This is a genomic window from Acidithiobacillus sp. HP-2, from assembly GCF_015100155.1.
Taxonomy (GTDB): Bacteria; Pseudomonadota; Gammaproteobacteria; order Acidithiobacillales; family Acidithiobacillaceae; genus Acidithiobacillus.
The window spans coordinates 18,413-33,966 of record NZ_JACKZA010000013.1 but is presented as its reverse complement, the minus strand read 5'-3'; the positions used below and the strand labels follow the sequence as shown (position 1 = coordinate 33,966).

The 15,554-nt window shown below is 56.2% G+C and carries 19 protein-coding genes; 11 read left to right on the top strand and 8 right to left on the bottom strand.

Annotated elements, in window-relative coordinates:
• Positions 1–91: 91 nt before the first annotated feature.
• From H7F11_RS11415 to rfbB, 11 genes are all read left to right on the top strand, one after another.
• Positions 92–1,597 (top strand): sensor histidine kinase, encoded by a 1,506-nt coding sequence (locus H7F11_RS11415; protein ID WP_193650921.1) that lies wholly within the window; start codon positions 92–94, stop codon positions 1,595–1,597.
• Between the two features lie 71 nt (positions 1,598–1,668).
• Positions 1,669–2,121 (top strand): hypothetical protein, encoded by a 453-nt coding sequence (locus tag H7F11_RS11410; RefSeq protein WP_193650920.1) that lies wholly within the window; start codon positions 1,669–1,671, stop codon positions 2,119–2,121.
• Positions 2,102–3,511, top strand: a complete 1,410-nt coding sequence (locus H7F11_RS11405; protein WP_227485452.1) for a sigma-54-dependent transcriptional regulator — start codon at positions 2,102–2,104, stop codon at positions 3,509–3,511. Before H7F11_RS11410 ends, H7F11_RS11405 begins: the two co-directional genes overlap by 20 nt.
• A 63-nt stretch (positions 3,512–3,574) precedes the next feature.
• On the top strand, positions 3,575–4,264 hold the full coding sequence (locus H7F11_RS11400; RefSeq protein ID WP_193650919.1) for a DUF502 domain-containing protein: 690 nt from the start codon (positions 3,575–3,577) through the stop codon (positions 4,262–4,264).
• Between the two features lie 125 nt (positions 4,265–4,389).
• A complete protein-coding gene (gene galU / locus H7F11_RS11395) occupies positions 4,390–5,301 on the top strand; it encodes a UTP--glucose-1-phosphate uridylyltransferase GalU (RefSeq protein WP_193650918.1) in 912 nt (303 codons plus the stop codon).
• Positions 5,291–6,175, top strand: a complete 885-nt coding sequence (gene rfbA, locus H7F11_RS11390; RefSeq protein WP_193650917.1) for a glucose-1-phosphate thymidylyltransferase RfbA — start codon at positions 5,291–5,293, stop codon at positions 6,173–6,175. Before galU ends, rfbA begins: the two co-directional genes overlap by 11 nt.
• Positions 6,172–6,720 carry a dTDP-4-dehydrorhamnose 3,5-epimerase gene (gene rfbC, locus H7F11_RS11385; RefSeq protein WP_193650916.1) on the top strand — a complete coding sequence of 183 codons (549 nt, stop codon included), beginning with the start codon at positions 6,172–6,174 and terminating at the stop codon, positions 6,718–6,720. Before rfbA ends, rfbC begins: the two co-directional genes overlap by 4 nt.
• 63 nt (positions 6,721–6,783) lie before the next feature.
• Positions 6,784–7,122, top strand: a complete 339-nt coding sequence (locus H7F11_RS11380) for a DUF3579 domain-containing protein (protein ID WP_193650915.1) — start codon at positions 6,784–6,786, stop codon at positions 7,120–7,122.
• The gene (locus H7F11_RS11375; protein ID WP_193650914.1) at positions 7,122–7,628 is read left to right on the top strand and encodes a hypothetical protein; all 507 of its coding nucleotides are present in this window, start codon (positions 7,122–7,124) and stop codon (positions 7,626–7,628) included. The genes H7F11_RS11380 and H7F11_RS11375 overlap by 1 nt, the downstream gene beginning before the upstream one ends.
• A gap of 75 nt (positions 7,629–7,703) precedes the next feature.
• A complete protein-coding gene (gene rfbD / locus H7F11_RS11370; protein WP_193650913.1) occupies positions 7,704–8,594 on the top strand; it encodes a dTDP-4-dehydrorhamnose reductase in 891 nt (296 codons plus the stop codon).
• Between the two features lie 13 nt (positions 8,595–8,607).
• Positions 8,608–9,744, top strand: a complete 1,137-nt coding sequence (rfbB, locus tag H7F11_RS11365) for a dTDP-glucose 4,6-dehydratase (RefSeq protein ID WP_193650912.1) — start codon at positions 8,608–8,610, stop codon at positions 9,742–9,744.
• A 56-nt stretch (positions 9,745–9,800) separates the two neighbouring features.
• Here rfbB and def read toward each other — a convergent pair whose 3' ends face one another.
• From def to rluD, 8 genes are read right to left on the bottom strand one after another with little or no spacing between them, the layout of a single operon-like run.
• Positions 9,801–10,310, bottom strand: coding sequence for a peptide deformylase (gene def / locus H7F11_RS11360; RefSeq protein WP_193650911.1), 510 nt, complete (start codon positions 10,308–10,310; stop codon positions 9,801–9,803).
• A complete protein-coding gene (locus H7F11_RS11355) occupies positions 10,310–10,831 on the bottom strand; it encodes a glycine cleavage system protein R (protein ID WP_193650910.1) in 522 nt (173 codons plus the stop codon). The genes def and H7F11_RS11355 overlap by 1 nt, the downstream gene beginning before the upstream one ends.
• Positions 10,828–11,457 (bottom strand): methylthioribulose 1-phosphate dehydratase, encoded by a 630-nt coding sequence (gene mtnB / locus H7F11_RS11350; protein WP_193650909.1) that lies wholly within the window; start codon positions 11,455–11,457, stop codon positions 10,828–10,830. The genes H7F11_RS11355 and mtnB overlap by 4 nt, the downstream gene beginning before the upstream one ends.
• Positions 11,447–12,103, bottom strand: a complete 657-nt coding sequence (locus H7F11_RS11345) for an HAD-IB family phosphatase (protein ID WP_227485451.1) — start codon at positions 12,101–12,103, stop codon at positions 11,447–11,449. Before H7F11_RS11345 ends, mtnB begins: the two co-directional genes overlap by 11 nt.
• Positions 12,103–13,275: a RuBisCO large subunit C-terminal-like domain-containing protein gene (locus H7F11_RS11340; RefSeq protein ID WP_024893559.1), complete on the bottom strand. Its 1,173-nt coding sequence runs from the start codon at positions 13,273–13,275 to the stop codon at positions 12,103–12,105. The genes H7F11_RS11345 and H7F11_RS11340 overlap by 1 nt, the downstream gene beginning before the upstream one ends.
• Entirely contained in the window at positions 13,272–13,823 is a 552-nt protein-coding gene (locus H7F11_RS11335) for a cupin domain-containing protein (RefSeq protein WP_193650907.1), read from the bottom strand. Before H7F11_RS11335 ends, H7F11_RS11340 begins: the two co-directional genes overlap by 4 nt.
• A gap of 6 nt (positions 13,824–13,829) precedes the next feature.
• A complete protein-coding gene (gene pgeF / locus H7F11_RS11330; protein WP_193650906.1) occupies positions 13,830–14,588 on the bottom strand; it encodes a peptidoglycan editing factor PgeF in 759 nt (252 codons plus the stop codon).
• The gene (rluD, locus tag H7F11_RS11325) at positions 14,578–15,537 is read right to left on the bottom strand and encodes a 23S rRNA pseudouridine(1911/1915/1917) synthase RluD (RefSeq protein WP_193650905.1); all 960 of its coding nucleotides are present in this window, start codon (positions 15,535–15,537) and stop codon (positions 14,578–14,580) included. Before rluD ends, pgeF begins: the two co-directional genes overlap by 11 nt.
• Positions 15,538–15,554: the final 17 nt, after the last annotated feature.

Genomic DNA, 15,554 nt, shown 5'->3' with positions numbered 1-15,554 from the left:
TAATCTACACTAGGCCGCTGGCCCTCAGTCGCATACACTGGTTTCCGGCAATGCGCTGCCCATGTTCAGGGCAACCGGCATGGAGGAGTGGATGGCTGCGGACTTTATGGAAGAACAGAACACCGGACAAAAGATCATGGACTCCCCGGCTAAAGATCATCGTGGCGCCATTTCGATTCCCCGAAGCGTCCTGTTTTTTGCCATTATCATCCTGTTTCTGGTCGCGGGGGTCGTATTTGCGGCCATCCAGGCGATTCATACCCTGGGCGACAGCAGCAATACACTGATTGAAATTGGCTTGCCACTGCAAAAGCAATTACTGGAAATTCATGGACAACAACGTCAGGCCGAATTTTATCAGGATCTGGCGCAGGTCCTGCCCCACTCTGGTTATGAAGCCACCTTTGCCCACCTGATTCATCACGAGCAAACGTCATTACAGACACTACAGACCGGCGCAACAGCCTACCCCCAACTTGCCAACGCACTCCAGCAACTACAAGTGAGTCTGAGCAATTATTTGCAGTCCGCAAATGCACCAGGCTCAGGGCAGGCGGCGGTGCTCGACGGCAAAGCCAGCCGGATGGCTGTAGAGGCGCGTTTTCATGACGTTCATCAGGCTATGCAGTCCCTACTGCTCAGCCAGGGAGAGGCGGCAGCGGCAGCGCGTTCTCAGGCCGTGCAACTGCTTTATGCACTGGTAGTCATCACGGCGCTGCTCAGCCTGTTGATACCCTGGCGGGTTGCCACGGCCTTGACCCGGCCATTAAAGGACTTCCGTCTGGCCCTGGAGGACATCGGGGCGGGTAAAGTCGCCCATGTTGCCAGTGATGGACCCCAGGAATTGCGCGATCTGGCCCGCAGTATCGACAGCATGCAGGCCCGCCTGCGGGAAGAAGAGCGCCTGCGCCACCAATTTCTCAGCCAGGTCTCTCACGAACTGAAAACCCCTCTGGCCTCAGCCCGTTCCGGCAGTGAATTACTGCTCAGCGAGCGCATCGGCCCGCTTCTGCCACGGCAACGCGAAGTCCTCGAAATTGTCGTCCGTCAGGTCAAGGAATTATATGCGGCTATTCAGGAAATGCTCGACATGCATGCCTTACAGGCGCAATCCCTGGATTTTTCACCCCAAACTGTCAAAGTATCCGAGATTCTCGAAGATCTGCTAAAACGCATGCAGCCATTGACTGAAAAAAAGCAGCAAACCCTGATTTGTGAGAGCCATGCACCGCTGGAAGTGTACGCCGACCCACAACGCTTGCGGCAAATTCTCAGCAACCTGGTCAGCAACGCCAACAAATACAGCTCAGCCGGCGGACAAATCCGCGTGCAGGCCATTGCCGAACAGCAGGGCGTTCTGTTCCGGGTAGAAGATGAAGGCCCGGGTATTCCTGAAGCCTTGCTGGAACGGGTATTTGAACGTTTTTATCAGGTTCCGGTCAGTAACAGCTTACCCCGGGGTACCGGATTGGGATTAGCCATCACCCGCGAACTGGTAGCCGCTCAAGACGGCTGGATACGCATTCAAAACCGTCCACAGGGAGGGCTCAGCGCAGAAATCTGGCTACCCTCTTCTCCTCAGAAGGCAGCTCATTGATGTACCGATTATTGCTTGCGATCCGCTCACTCGGCACCTTCAGTATCCTATTGTTTCTGGGAGCCTGTGCAATGATTCATCCGGCAGCACCTGCTCAGCCCAAAGCCGCGCCGCTGCCGCTCTCGGAAACGCCCCGACCGGTTCTGCTCAAGGCATTGCATGACTGCGGACCCGCTACCTCCGCCAGTTGCGCCAATATTCATCTTGCGCTGGCAAACAGTTATCTCAGCAGTGGCCCCCTCAATAAAACCGTCCTGGGCAACGCCGCCCGGGAGCTGGAAATGGCTTCACAAAACAGTGTGTTGGCCAGTCAGACCCTGCCGCTCAGGCGCAGCGTCAACGCTCTGCTGGAAAATATCGCCACCCTGCAACACTACAGAGCCCGCATTCAGCAAAACAAAGCTCAGGCTATCGCTGCACAAAATGCTGCAGATACCGCACAAGCGCGGCTTCAACGTCTGAAATCCCTGCTGCACCAGCATGCAGAAAAAACCCTGGAAGCGCATGGCGCGCCCTTACCCTGAGATGCGTAAAACCATGCCCACCATTCTCATTATTGATGATGATCCGGATTTCTTGAGGCTGCTGGGTTTGTGGCTGGAAAGTGAAGATTACCGGGTACTGAGCAGCAACAATCCGCTGCAAGGTCTGGAGCTTCTGGATCAGGAAAATGTGGATTTGCTGATCACCGATTTACGCATGCCCATCATGGATGGAATGGCAGTCCTTGAAAACGTTCAGTCCCGAGACCCCGATCTTCCGGTTATTTTGCTTACTGCCCATGGCACCATTCCTAACGCTGTAGAAGCCATGCGTGCCCAGGCTTTTGGTTATCTCAGCAAGCCGTTCAGTAATGACGAATTACAAACATTATGCACGGCGGCCCTGGCACAACGCCTCGCTGGCCGTGAACTCAGCAAGTTAAGGGCTGACCTGCGCGCTCAGGCTGGGCAAAGCATCCTCCACCGCAGCCCGGTCATGGCCAGTCTGGTCAACGAAATTACCCGCATAGCCACTTCCCAGGCCAGTGTTTTTCTTTCTGGAGACAGTGGGTCGGGTAAGGAACGTGTCGCCAGAGCTATCCACGAAGCCAGCGCCCGTAGTGACCATCCTTTTGTCGCCGTCAACTGTGGCGCCATTCCCTCCGAACTGGCCGAAAGTGAACTGTTTGGTCACGTCAAGGGGGCTTTTACCGGAGCCACTCAGGACCATATCGGGCTCATTCGCAGCGCTGATCAGGGTACTTTGTTCCTGGACGAAATCGGCGACCTCCCCCTGGCCTTGCAGGTCAAACTGCTGCGGGTATTACAGGAAGGGACGTTACGTCCAGTCGGAGCAAAAACGGAAATATCCGTGGATTTACGCATCATCAGTGCCACCCATCAGGATATTCATGCGCTGACTGCCAGCGGCGCCTTTCGGGAAGATTTATATTATCGCCTGCACGTCATTCCCCTACGGGTTCCCAGCCTCAGCGAGCGTCCCGAAGACATCCTGCTGCTTGCCCAATATTTTCTGGATCGGGAAAGCCAGCGCCTGGAACGCAATATTCCCGGTTTCAGCCCCGAAGCCATGGACAAACTGATGCAGCGACCCTGGCCCGGTAATGTTCGAGAGCTGGAAAATGCCATTACCTTTGCCGCCGCCGTCACCGAAAAAGGCTGGGTCTCGGGAGAAGCCATTCCCGATGCCGGCCGCCAGGGTGGATCCAGTGCCTTCCCGCCCTTGCAGGATGCCAAAACAGCCTTTGAACGGGTGTACCTTGAAAATCTGCTGCGTGCCACCGATGGTAATATTTCCCGGGCCGCACGTATTGCTGGCCGACATCGCACCGATCTTTACAAGCTCATGCGCAAACATGGTCTGGCCCCGCAACTATTCAAAAACCAGGAGGATCGCGATGAGGCCCCGTAATTATCCACAACTTTCTGGCATTTTTTGTTATGCTGTTGAGGTCTTTGCTAAAACGGGGTCCCAATGACACTGCCAGTACCCGTTCAACCGCCTTCACGTTTTCAGCATCTGCATTTACGCCGCTGGTTTGCCCAGGGCCTGCTCATCTCTCTTCCCATCGGCCTGACCATTTATGTGGTGTTATGGATTGGCGGCTGGCTCAATAACTTGTTTGAAGCGCCGATCAAGGCCATTTTCGGAATCGACATCCCCGGTCTGGGACTGCTCCTGACCTTGCTGACCATTCTGGGCGTTGGTTTTCTGGCTTCCCATGTCTTGACCGCATGGATTTTTGACTGGATGAACAAGGCGCTGGCACGAATCCCTGTTCTGCATAGTCTTTACAGCACCATTCAGGAAACGGTGGGATTACTTTTTGGTGGTGCAGACCGGGGCTTTCGCAGTGCTGTACTGGTCCGGCAAGGAGGAGATATGGGCTACATCATCGGGCTGGTCACCCGTGACACCCTGCATGAACTACCGCACCTCCCCGAAGACTGTGTGGCCGTTTTTATTCCCATGAGCTATGGCGTCGGCGGCTTCACTTGCCTGGTTCCCAGAGACAAAATCATCCCGCTTCCGGACATGACACCCCAGCAGGCTTTACGTTTTGCCATGGCTGGTGGCGTCGGTGGTGGAAAAATCGCCCGGGAAAGGCCGGAAACCGGCATTCAGCACGACGTTTCTGAATCCGACGTCGATTCTTCTTCATGAAGCTAAAACGGCCATTGGCCTGGGCGATTTGCAGCGAATTTGACCCGAGCTGTTCATGAAGTCAAACACTTTGCGGGAGGCGGGGTGTGTTCGTTATACTCGCCGCATACCAAAGGAGAACATGTATGGCTGAAGTGCGTAAAGCAGTTTTCCCCGTGGCGGGCCTGGGTACCCGATTTTTACCGGCCACCAAAGCCAGCGCCAAGGAAATGATGCCGGTAGTGGACAAACCTCTGATCCAGTACGCCGTAGAAGAAGCCATTGCGGCAGGCTGCGATCAGTTGATTTTCATCAGTGGCCGGGGAAAACGGGCCATTGAAGATCACTTTGACGTCTCCTACGAACTGGAAAACGAACTGGAAAAGCGCGGCAAAAAAGCGTTGCTGGAACAGGTGCAAAGTATTTTACCCAGGCATGTGAGTACCATTTTTCTGCGTCAGCCATATCCTCTCGGGCTGGGTCACGCCGTACTGATGGCCAAGCCGGTTATCGGTGATGAACCGTTTGCCGTGCTGCTGGCCGATGATCTGATGCTCGGTGAACCACCTGTATTGGCGCAAATGGTCGAACAGCACCATCGCTATCAGGCCGGCATTCTTGGCGTCGAAGAAATCCCCCGTGAACACTCTACCCGTTATGGAGTGGTAGACGCCCGCCCGTGGGACGAACGTATTTTTCAGGTCAGCGGCATTGTCGAAAAACCCCAGCCCGAAAAAGCGCCTTCCAATCTGGGGGTGGTTGGTCGGTATATACTGCCCGCCCGTCTCTTTCATTTTCTGGAAAACACCCAGAGTGGCGCAGGAGGCGAAATCCAGTTGACGGATGCCATCGCCCATCTGCTCAGCGAACGTCAGGTGCTGGCCTATCGTTTTGCCGGTCAGCGCTTTGATTGTGGTGACAAACTGGGCTATCTCAAGGCCACCATTGCCTTCGGCAAATTACATCCCGAAGTGGGCGCCGATTTTACCGAGTACATGAACAGCCTGTGCCAGAGCCAGGGTAAAGCAGAAAATCCTGAGACTGCTCATGAAGCGTAAGGGTATTCTCCTCGCCGGGGGTTCGGGTACCCGTCTGTATCCGCTGACCCAGGCAGTCAGCAAGCAGCTGATGCCGGTTTATGACAAGCCCCTGATTTATTATCCGCTCGCCACCCTGATGTTGGCTGGAATCCGCGAAATCCAGATTATTTCCACACCCAACGATCTTCCACGTTTCCAGCAGCTTCTGGGTGATGGTCGGCAGTGGGGGATGGATTTTTGCTATGCCGAACAGGCGCATCCTGACGGCCTTGCGCAAGCCTTACTGATTGCCGAAAACTTTCTGGCGGGGAGCCCTTCAGCACTGGTGCTTGGCGACAATGTTTTTTATGGACACGATCTCAGTGAATCCCTGCAGCAAACCAACCGGGCCGATAACGGGGCAACGATTTTTGCCTACCACGTTGCCAATCCCAAGGCTTATGGCGTGGTAGAGTTTGACCGTCAGGGGATTGCCATTGGACTGGAAGAAAAACCTGCCAAACCCCGCTCTTCTTTTGCGGTCACCGGCCTGTATTTTTATGATGCAGACGGGAGTCGTCTGGCCCGGGAAATCCGTCCTTCACCACGGGGAGAGCTGGAAATTACCGATCTGAACCGCCTTTATCTTGAACAAAAACGTTTGCATGTGGAAGTGCTGGGACGCGGCACGGCCTGGCTGGATACCGGCACACACGCCGACCTGCTCAGCGCCGGACAATTCATTCGCACCCTGGAAGAACGCCAGGGCCTGAAAGTTGCCTGCCCTGAAGAAATAGCCTACCGCATGGGTTATATTGATGCAGACACACTTACAGAACTTGCCGCCCCACTGAAAAAAAGTGGTTATGGAGAATATCTGCTGCGCATCATTGAAGAAGGGTCTCCGTTTTGATCATTGAAAAATTGCGCATCCCGGAGGTACTGCTCATTACCCCCAAAGTATTTGGCGATGCCCGGGGATTTTTCATGGAAAGCTGGAACCAGCGGCAGTTTGCCGATGCCGGCCTGAATCTCACCTTTGTGCAGGATAACCACAGCCGTTCGCAGCAGGGCGTGCTGCGTGGCCTGCATTATCAGATTCATCACCCCCAGGGAAAGCTGGTACGCGCTGTTTCAGGTGCTGTTTTTGATGTGGCCGTAGATTTGCGCCGATCATCATCCACATTCGGTCAATGGGTCGGGGCCACACTCTCTGAAGAAAATCAGCAGATGCTCTGGGTACCACCCGGATTTGCGCATGGCTTTTACGTACTGAGCGACACCGCCGACTTTCTCTATAAAACGACTGAATTTTACGCCCCGGAAGCCGAGCGTTGTATTGTCTGGAATGATCCGGATATCGGCATAGACTGGCCCCTCCTCACGCATTCGAAACCCCAGCTGGCCAGCAAGGATGCAGCCGGATGCTCTTTCGCACAGGCGGAAACCTATTCGTGAACCCTTCATTCTCCATGCGAAGAGCGTTATTATCGCCCCCTTTCCTGAGGAGCAGCGGTATCCATGATCATCATTGATGGCGTAACCGAAAGCGGGGGCAAATTTCGTCCCTCAGCATGGGCTGAAATGCTCATAGAAGGGGTAGGACTCGCCCATTTCGGTGCCGACCATAAAATTCATTACTTACCATTGATCGAGCCCGCCAACATTAATGGCAACGCGGCCATCATCATGGATGAAAGCCTGGAGCAACTCCGCCCCGAGGCCTTTGCGGAAATCATGCGCTTTGCCGCCGAAAATCGCTTGCAGGTCCGCCATGAAGAGGGCGCGGTAGCCGATCGGCAACAGGGCAAAAATTCCGGGCATCGCCGGACCCGCCCCGCCCAGCGGCGCCCTTCCTGATGGCAAGTCGTCCTGCCAAATCCAGTCGGCGTCGCTTTGCCTGGGTGCTCGGCGCGGTCATCGTCATTTATGGCATACTGACCGTCATTCTCAGTGTCCATGTCATTGATCAGCAGAGTGGTGCGCGCACTGATTTGTATGTGGCGCTGGAAACTCTGGACCAGATGCATCATGAAGCCATGGCATCAGCCAGCACGCCCACAGAACGCAAAGTCATTGCCGATGCCTGGCGGAATGAACGGGCTTTTGCGGCCAGGTCTCCACAGCAAGCACAGCAGATAGCTGATCAGCTTATCGTCAGCCTGAATCAGGAATATCCGCATAATTCCTGCGGACAAAAAGGATCCTCTTTCGTGGCCGCCTCTGCTCTGCCTCAAGAGCATGCCTGCATGGTCGCGGTGGGCACTCATAATGATCAGGTAACAGTGACGGGCTATGATACCCAGGGCATTGCCATGGACAACTTCTATGAATTTCTTTATGCCCCAACCGGCCGTTCTGACTGAATATCCCGAGGAAAATCCCATGAACGCTAACAGGCCCCTTTGCATAGGTCTTCTGCAAGGAAGCAGGAGCCAGGCATGAGCACCACCTCTTCCAGAAGCAAACGCGTCCTGCTGTTTGGTGCCAACGGGCAGTTAGGCTGGGAACTCCAACGCCACCTCCCTGAATCTGTTGAACTGCGCGCCTTGTCTCGCGCCCAGGCAGATATCGCCATTCAAAAACAGCTAGACCAGGCTGCCGAGGTTTTTCAGCCCGACCTCATCATCAACGCCGCCGCTTATACTGCCGTTGATCTTGCCGAGTCGGAACCGGAAACAGCCTATGCCATCAATCGGGATGGTGCCGTTCATTGTGCAGAGGCTGCCCGTAAACATTCTGCCCGGCTTATTCATGTTTCCACGGATTTTGTATTTGATGGGAGTCAGGCGACCCCTTATCAGCCCGACAGTATCCGTCATCCGCTCGGCGTATACGGTGCCAGCAAAGCTGCCGGCGAGCTAGAGATTGTCCGTATTCTGGGGAGCAATGCGCTCATTTTACGGACCGCCTGGGTATATAGCGCCCACGGTAAAAATTTTGTCAAAACCATGTTGCGGCTGATGTCAGAACGGGACTCCCTGGGGGTGGTTGGTGACCAGATTGGCAGTCCTACCTGGGCGGCAGGTTTGGCGGCTGCCATCTGGCGAGCCTGCGAACAACCGGAATTCAACGGCATTCAGCATTGGACGGATGCCGGAGTGGCCTCCTGGTACGATTTTGCGGTCGCGATTCAGGAAGAAGCCCTGGCTTTGGGTCTGCTCCAGCGTAGCATCCCCATCCTGATGATTCCCGCCAGCGCCTACCCAACCCCGGCCCGCCGCCCCGCCTGCGCAGTACTGGATAAAAGTATCAGCTATGCGGCGTTAGGTGCTGCTCCACATTGGCGTCAGGCACTGCGGCAAATGCTCACCGATACCGATTCTGATTAGACAAGGAAACCCCATGACCGCAACCTCTCCTGCATCGCCCGCTGAAAAACGCCTGCTGGTCACCGGTGCCGCCGGCTTTATTGGCAGCAATTTCTGTCACTACTGGCTGAAGAATCATCCCCAAGGCACGCTGATCGCTTATGACGTCCTCAGCTACGCCGGTAACCGCCATAATCTCGACGGACTGGAAACGCATCCCGATTTTCATTTTGTTCAGGGTGACATCAATGATGCGGCATTGCTTGAAAGCAGCCTGCGTGCCCATGAAATCAATGTCATTGTGCACTTTGCTGCGGAAAGCCACGTCGATCGCTCCATTCATGATCCTGATGCTTTTATCCAGACCAATATCGTCGGCACCCATACGCTCCTCAAAGTGGCAAAATCGCTCTGGCTGGATGGTCCTGAAGGCCCTGTTCCCCATCGTTTTCATCATATTTCCACCGATGAAGTCTACGGCACCCTCGGACCCCAAGACCCTGCCTTTCGCGAAGACACGCCTTATGCGCCCAATTCTCCCTATGCCGCCAGCAAGGCGGGCTCCGACCATCTGGTCCGCGCCTATCAGCATACTTACGGATTACACACCACGACCAGCAACTGTTCCAATAATTACGGACCTTATCATTTTCCTGAAAAACTTATCCCGCTGATCATCGTCAATATTCTTCACAATAAAGCCCTGCCCATTTATGGTGATGGTCAGCAGATCCGTGACTGGCTCTATGTGGAAGATCACTGCCGGGGGATCGCCGCTATTCTTGGTGAGGGCCGGGAAGGCGAAAGCTACAATATTGGTGGTTGTAACGAATGGGCCAATATCGACATTGTGCAACTGGTCTGCCGGAAGATGGACACATTATTCGCCAGTAATCCCCGCTGGGCCGAACAATACCCCCAGGCCGCCCCGGCACTGGGACGCCACTGCGAGGAACTGATTCAGTATGTTCGTGACCGCCCCGGTCATGATCGCCGCTATGCCATTGATGCGGAAAAAATCACCCGGGAATTGGCTTTTGCACCTGCGGTGGATTTTCCCACCGGCATTCAGCGCACCATCCTCTGGTACCTGGAGCATCCGCAATGGTGGCAACAGGTCATGGATGGCAGTTATCGTCACTGGCTGGATACCCAGTACGGAGCCGACTAAGTCCGGCTTATGCAGATCGACGCACAACCCCCGGATCATCATAACCAGGATGCTGGTTATTGGGATTTCTGATAATTCTTGCGACGGAACAGATCGGTTTTCCGTGAAACCAGACGGTCCAGAAACAGAAACCCATCGAGATGATCCATTTCGTGCTGCACCGCCCGCGCTTCAAAGCCTTCACATTCATAACTGCGCTCGCGTCCCGACACGTCCTGAGCCTGCACCTGAATGCGCTCGGCGCGGATAACATTGCCGGTAAAATCCGGGACTGACATACAGCCCTCGCGGCCCACCGCCATGCCTTCCCAGGCCACCAGTTCGGGGTTGATGAGCACCATCAGACCATGGCAATCATCCCCCAGTTTGGGACGCACATCGACAATGACAATACGCTGATGGCGATCTACCTGAGGGGCAGCAATACCGACGCCTCCCGGACCGGCGTACATGGTTTCGGTCAAATCCCCGACAAATTTCTGCAGCTCATCGTCAAAAACCTGGACGGCTTCGGCCTTGCGCTGCAGCCGCGCATCGGGATAGGTGAGGATGGACAGTACCGTCATCAGAATACGGCCGCTTCAATGGGGTGGACACCCACTTCTACCCCTTGTTTTTCCCGCAGGGGCAAAACCGCCTTGCGCACGCTTTCAATGCCATCGGGGGCATAACCCTGAATGACCATGACGTACAGTGGCCGCTCGGCGCTTCCGGAGCTTTCGCTTTCCAGATCAATCACATTAAAACCGATGGCAGCGAGGGCAGCCGTCACCCCGGCCACAATACCCGGATGATCGGCCCCATAAACTGTGACCCGGGTGTTGGGCTGATCGGCCGCAACCGCAACACTGGAGATAGGATCCAGGTGTACCCGTAAACTCAGGCGCTTGATGGCAGGATCCAGGGCCATTTCCACGGAGCCCAGGTCCCTGCTGTAATCGATGACCTGCATGATGGTGAAATAGCCGCCCAGACGCATCATGGAAGCGTCACCAATGGAGCAATCCGCCGTATACAGGGCCTGGGTGACGGCTGCGACAATACCGGGGCGATCTTCGCCGATGACGGTGAGAAGCGCTTGACTCATGCCTGAACTCCTATAGCGAGGGCTTTAGCCTGTACGAGATAACGAAAACAATATTCCAGCAATTCCAGGTGATGGCGTGCAGACAATAAATCCCTGCCCCAGGCAGTGACGCCATGCTGGTGAATCAGCGCACCAGGCACCGGAGGAATGGCTTGCGTAAAAGCAGTATCCATATCTTTGGCAATGCGGGCAACATCCTGATGATTGGCAAAAACCGGCAGATCAATTTCGGGTTCCGCATCGGGAACCCCCAGTCCCTTGAGCATCTCCAGAGGCGGCAGACGGAGTTGCCCGTTTCTGGCGAAGTGCCCGCAGAGATTGGCCTCAATGGAATGCACATGAAAAACCACCCGGGCTTCAGGAATATGTTGATAAATCACCTGATGGATGGAAGTTTCTGCCGAAGGTTTACGTCCGCTGGGAGCAAGCAGCACCTCCCCCTGGAGGTTTACTGAAACAAAATCTCCTGTGTCCAGCAAATCCTTGGGACGGCCACTGGCGGTAATCCAGAAAGCCTCTTCAGCCATCCGCGCCGATAAATTACCGGCTGTTCCCAGCATCCAGCCTCTTTCGTAAAAGCTTCGGGCAGCCAGTGCCAGCTCCTGTCGCAAATCTTCATGGTGCATCGGCACCCTCCTTCCACCAACCGCGTGCCGCCAGTGCGGCATTGACGTCATCCAGCGTTTCAAAAGGAATGAAAGCCTTACCTTCTTCCAGCAGATATTGCGCCAGCCGATCACGGGCACAAACCAGAGGGCAATCGCGCGCCACCCGCAGATCAGTGATGGAATCGCCAATACAAAGTGCCGTCCCGGGCTGATAGTGGGCGAGCACCTGACGCTTGGCGACCAGTTCATGATCATCCTGCCAGGGCGAAAAAACCCGCAAAGTCGGGCCGGAGCAATCCACTTCCAGCCCGTGAATCGCGTGAATATCGGCGCGATAAGGTTCCAGGACGATTTCTGCCATGCGGGTAAAGCCACCCGTCACTACAATAAAAGGCACAGCAGCCTGGCGGGCGGAAGCCAGTAAATGTTCCAGACCGGGACGCAAGGCTGTACCCCGGACAAAGTCTTCCATTTCCGGCCAGCGTTGGGAAGGAATGCCTTCCAGGATCCGGGGTAATCCTTCCCGCAGCCCCAAGCGTTGCGCATATATTTCCGGAAGAAGCTGCGCGGCAGCCTCCGGGGCGAAATGCCGCATCAAGGCCACAAAAATCTCCTGCTCCGTGATGGTTCCATCAAAGTCACAGAAAATGGCTTTGGACAGCATCAGGCGGCCCCCCATTTTTCAACGGCCGCCCGCAAAGGCCCGGCGGGCAGATCGGACAGTTTCAGGGAAGCGCCCTCCTGCCAGCGTTCCAGCCCCTCATGAAAAGCCAGCACGCCGCTGGAGGGGCCCATGGGATGATCCATAATCCCGGTACCGGCGTTGAGAATAAGCTCCGGGCCGTAATCTTCCAGAATGGCATCCAACATACCGGGGTGCACCCCCGCCGAGGGAACTGGCGCCACGCCCCGCGCCCGTAAGGCCGCAACAATGGCCTGCTCGTCCGCCTCCGGAAAAGGCAAACTGCCATAATGGGCCGGATAAAGAACCGCATCCGCGCCGGCATGGGCCATCGCCGTCCCCAGTATGGCCGCATAGGCAAAACCATGATCGGGTGCAGCACACCAGGCCCCGGCCAGAGCCGGATGCGCAAAAATCGGGACGTTCACCTCCGGATCTGCTGCCAGGGCTTCCAGCATGGGGAATCCATAGGCAAGCACATTCAGGAGCAGGGCGTTGGCCCCCCGGGCAACCAGTTGCCGGGCCAGTTCGTGAACCTGCCGGGCATCGCCGGAAAGATTCATGGCGTAAAGTAGATCCCGCCCGGTCCGATCACGACGCGCCTCAATGATAGGTGCACAGGCTTCCCAGCGGGCCAGCGTCGCGGCTGAGGGCAGGTCCGGCAGAATTTCATCATCCTTGATGATATCCAGACCAGCCATCGCCACTTCTGCCAGAATTTCGGCATGGTCCCCGGCGCTCAGCCCCAGAGCGGGCTTGAAAATGGCCATAATCAGGGGACGCTCGGCTACGTTCAGTTTTTCGCGGATACCCGCCAGACCAAAGCGACAGGATTGCCCATACCCTTCAGGTAAGCGTATGGACATGACCTTGGCCGGGCCCGCCAGAGAATATTTCCCGAAAATCATGGTCAGCAGGCTACCCATGCGTCCATCCACATTTTCGGCGGGGAAACGGATGGTCGCCAGGTGTCGCCCCTCGGGTAAGTCATGTACTGCCCGCACTTCAGCAAGATGCCCGCGAAGCTGTTCTTCCCGATGCTGAAAGCGCGCGTCCCAGCTTCCGGCAGTCTGCCCGATGGCAATGGCCTGAGCCTGCCGCTGCGCATCAACCCCGGCAGGAAACTGGTAATCCACCTCTATGTAGGCACTCATAAATCGTGAAAACTCTGCAAGGGACGTTCCGTATAATGGGGAGTCCATCCGCCTCGGGCACTGAAGTAACGGACCGCCTTGATCCGCTGGAATTGATTGAGGCGGAACCAGTGCTCCACATCTGCCGGGACATGAATATAATCGCCCGCCACCACCGTCAGCTCGACCTGCTGCGCATCGGGCAGCACAAAGCCAAAAACGCCCTCGCCATCGACGATGTAACGCACCTCTTCATCGTCATGGGTGTGAATCCGATGAAAACGGGCGTTGAGTGCCTCCAGCTGGGGATGGCCGGGATAAAGCACGACCAGATCCCGGTCCTGATACCCTTTTTCGGATTGTAAGCGCCGAAACACCGCATCCAGAGTCTCCAGCAGCATTCCCTGATCGTCGCTACCGAGTTCTGCCTGGGCCAACAGGGAGCGGCTGCTGTCCGTTGCGGGAACAGGAAGCTTTTCCAGAAGCACACCCAGCGGAGCCAACAGCCCGGCAATGATGTCGGGGTCCGTAACCAGCGCCGGATCACCGGCTCTGCGTAAAGTCGCCATGATGACTTATTCCCTCCAGATCAAAGATGCCATTCGTCCGGTCACTGCATCGCGCCGGTACGAAAAAAATTCGCTATCACTGAAAGTACACAGGCCCCCACCATAAATGGCCGTGACCCCAACCCGGTGCAGGCGCTGCCGGGCAAGCTGATAAATATCCGCCAGCCAGCGATCCCCTGGCCCGGCACGAAAGGCGCTGACAGCCTGCGGATCTTCCGCAACAAAAGCTGCCCGCAACTCCGGGCCTACTTCAAAAGCTTCGTGCCCGATGGCTGGTCCCAAGTATATCAGAACTTCCTTGCCGGGCACGGCCAACGCCGCCACCCCTTTTTCGAGAATGCCAGCCAGCAGGCCCCGCCAGCCGGCGTGAAAAGCCCCGAGATGCTGACCATCACGACTGCAAGCCAGCACCGGCAGACAATCAGCCGTCAATACCGCCAACACTTGTCCTGGAAGATGGGTCACCGCCCCATCAGCTTCGGGAAGCGGAGAGAGGTCTTGAGCAGCTGGAATCTGCAGTAATTCCGTACCATGTATCTGGCGCAGCCATTGTGGTTCTTGCGGCAATTTCAGCAAGGTACGCAGCAGCTCGCGATTTTTAGCCACGGCCTGTGCCGCGTCTCCCACATGATCGCCCAGATTGAAGGAGCGATAAGGACCTTCACTGTAACCCCCGTTGCGTCGTGTAATCGCACTATGTACCCCGGCGGGCAGCGGCCAGTCAGGGATTAGAACAGATGGAATAGATGCTGCCTCAATGGGCACGGCGGGCCTGCCGCAACAAATCCAGCAGTTTTTCCATTTCCTCCGGAAGTGGACTTTCCCAACTCATCAACTCTTCCGTTTCCGGATGGTACAACTTCAAGCGCCAGGCATGCAGGGCCTGTCGCCGAAACTGCTGCCAGTAAGCCAAGCCTTCAGCATCCAGCCCCTGGGGCACGCTCATGCGCCCCCCATATACCGGGTCCCCGACCAACGGGTGACCAATATGGGTCATGTGCACCCGGATCTGATGGGTGCGCCCGGTGGCCAGGCGCAAACGCAGGAAGCTGTGGCGTGGGAAGCGCTCCACCAGACGAAAATCCGTTTGCGCAGGGCGCCCGTCGGCACGCACCGTCATCCGCAGCCGGTCATGAGCATGGCGGCCAATGGGCTCATCCACCCGACCACCACCAGTCATCGGGCCATTCACCAGGGCCAGATACTCCCGGTGCATGGTGTGGTCACCCAACTGGTCTATCAGCGACTGCCGCGCCATTTCGGTTTTGGCCACTACCAGCAAGCCGGTGGTGTCCTTGTCCAGGCGATGGACAATACCACCCCGGGGCAGATAGGCATTATCCGGTAGATGCGCCAGCACCCCGTTCACCAGGGTACCATCCGCATGGCCGGCACCGGGATGGGTCAGCTGCCCGGCCGGTTTGTGGAGGATCAGAATGTGCGCATCTTCATACATGATATGCAGAGGAATATCCTGGGCCAGCCAGACACTGGGTTCGCTTTCCGGCCAGTCAATGTCTACCGCTTCGCCACCCTGGATGCGCAGGCTGGGTTTTTCAACGGCGCCGTTCACCCGAATATGGCCGTCTTTCAACAGGGTCTGGATCCGGCTGCGGCTGATGTCCGGAAGCAGGCCACTCAAAACCGCATCCAGTCGTTCACCGGCTTGATCCACTGGCAAAATCATGGGAAGTCCCGTAGTATCGTCGCTCATGGCTCGCCACTATAGAC

Excerpts from the sequence above, each read along its gene's own strand:
- H7F11_RS11410 (WP_193650920.1), top strand. The coding sequence starts at position 1,669 with ATGATTCATCCGGCAGCACCTGCTCAGCCCAAAGCCGCGCCGCTGCCG.
- mtnB (WP_193650909.1), bottom strand. The coding sequence starts at position 11,457 with ATGCACCATGAAGATTTGCGACAGGAGCTGGCACTGGCTGCCCGAAGC.
- rfbA (WP_193650917.1), top strand. The coding sequence starts at position 5,291 with ATGAAGCGTAAGGGTATTCTCCTCGCCGGGGGTTCGGGTACCCGTCTG.
- H7F11_RS11355 (WP_193650910.1), bottom strand. The coding sequence starts at position 10,831 with ATGAGTCAAGCGCTTCTCACCGTCATCGGCGAAGATCGCCCCGGTATT.
- rluD (WP_193650905.1), bottom strand. The coding sequence starts at position 15,537 with ATGAGCGACGATACTACGGGACTTCCCATGATTTTGCCAGTGGATCAA.
- galU (WP_193650918.1), top strand. The coding sequence starts at position 4,390 with ATGGCTGAAGTGCGTAAAGCAGTTTTCCCCGTGGCGGGCCTGGGTACC.
- rfbD (WP_193650913.1), top strand. The coding sequence starts at position 7,704 with ATGAGCACCACCTCTTCCAGAAGCAAACGCGTCCTGCTGTTTGGTGCC.
- H7F11_RS11380 (WP_193650915.1), top strand. The coding sequence starts at position 6,784 with ATGATCATCATTGATGGCGTAACCGAAAGCGGGGGCAAATTTCGTCCC.
- H7F11_RS11375 (WP_193650914.1), top strand. The coding sequence starts at position 7,122 with ATGGCAAGTCGTCCTGCCAAATCCAGTCGGCGTCGCTTTGCCTGGGTG.
- H7F11_RS11415 (WP_193650921.1), top strand. The coding sequence starts at position 92 with ATGGCTGCGGACTTTATGGAAGAACAGAACACCGGACAAAAGATCATG.
- rfbB (WP_193650912.1), top strand. The coding sequence starts at position 8,608 with ATGACCGCAACCTCTCCTGCATCGCCCGCTGAAAAACGCCTGCTGGTC.
- H7F11_RS11340 (WP_024893559.1), bottom strand. The coding sequence starts at position 13,275 with ATGAGTGCCTACATAGAGGTGGATTACCAGTTTCCTGCCGGGGTTGAT.
- H7F11_RS11345 (WP_227485451.1), bottom strand. The coding sequence starts at position 12,103 with ATGCTGTCCAAAGCCATTTTCTGTGACTTTGATGGAACCATCACGGAG.
- H7F11_RS11400 (WP_193650919.1), top strand. The coding sequence starts at position 3,575 with ATGACACTGCCAGTACCCGTTCAACCGCCTTCACGTTTTCAGCATCTG.
- H7F11_RS11405 (WP_227485452.1), top strand. The coding sequence starts at position 2,102 with ATGGCGCGCCCTTACCCTGAGATGCGTAAAACCATGCCCACCATTCTC.
- H7F11_RS11335 (WP_193650907.1), bottom strand. The coding sequence starts at position 13,823 with ATGGCGACTTTACGCAGAGCCGGTGATCCGGCGCTGGTTACGGACCCC.
- def (WP_193650911.1), bottom strand. The coding sequence starts at position 10,310 with ATGACGGTACTGTCCATCCTCACCTATCCCGATGCGCGGCTGCAGCGC.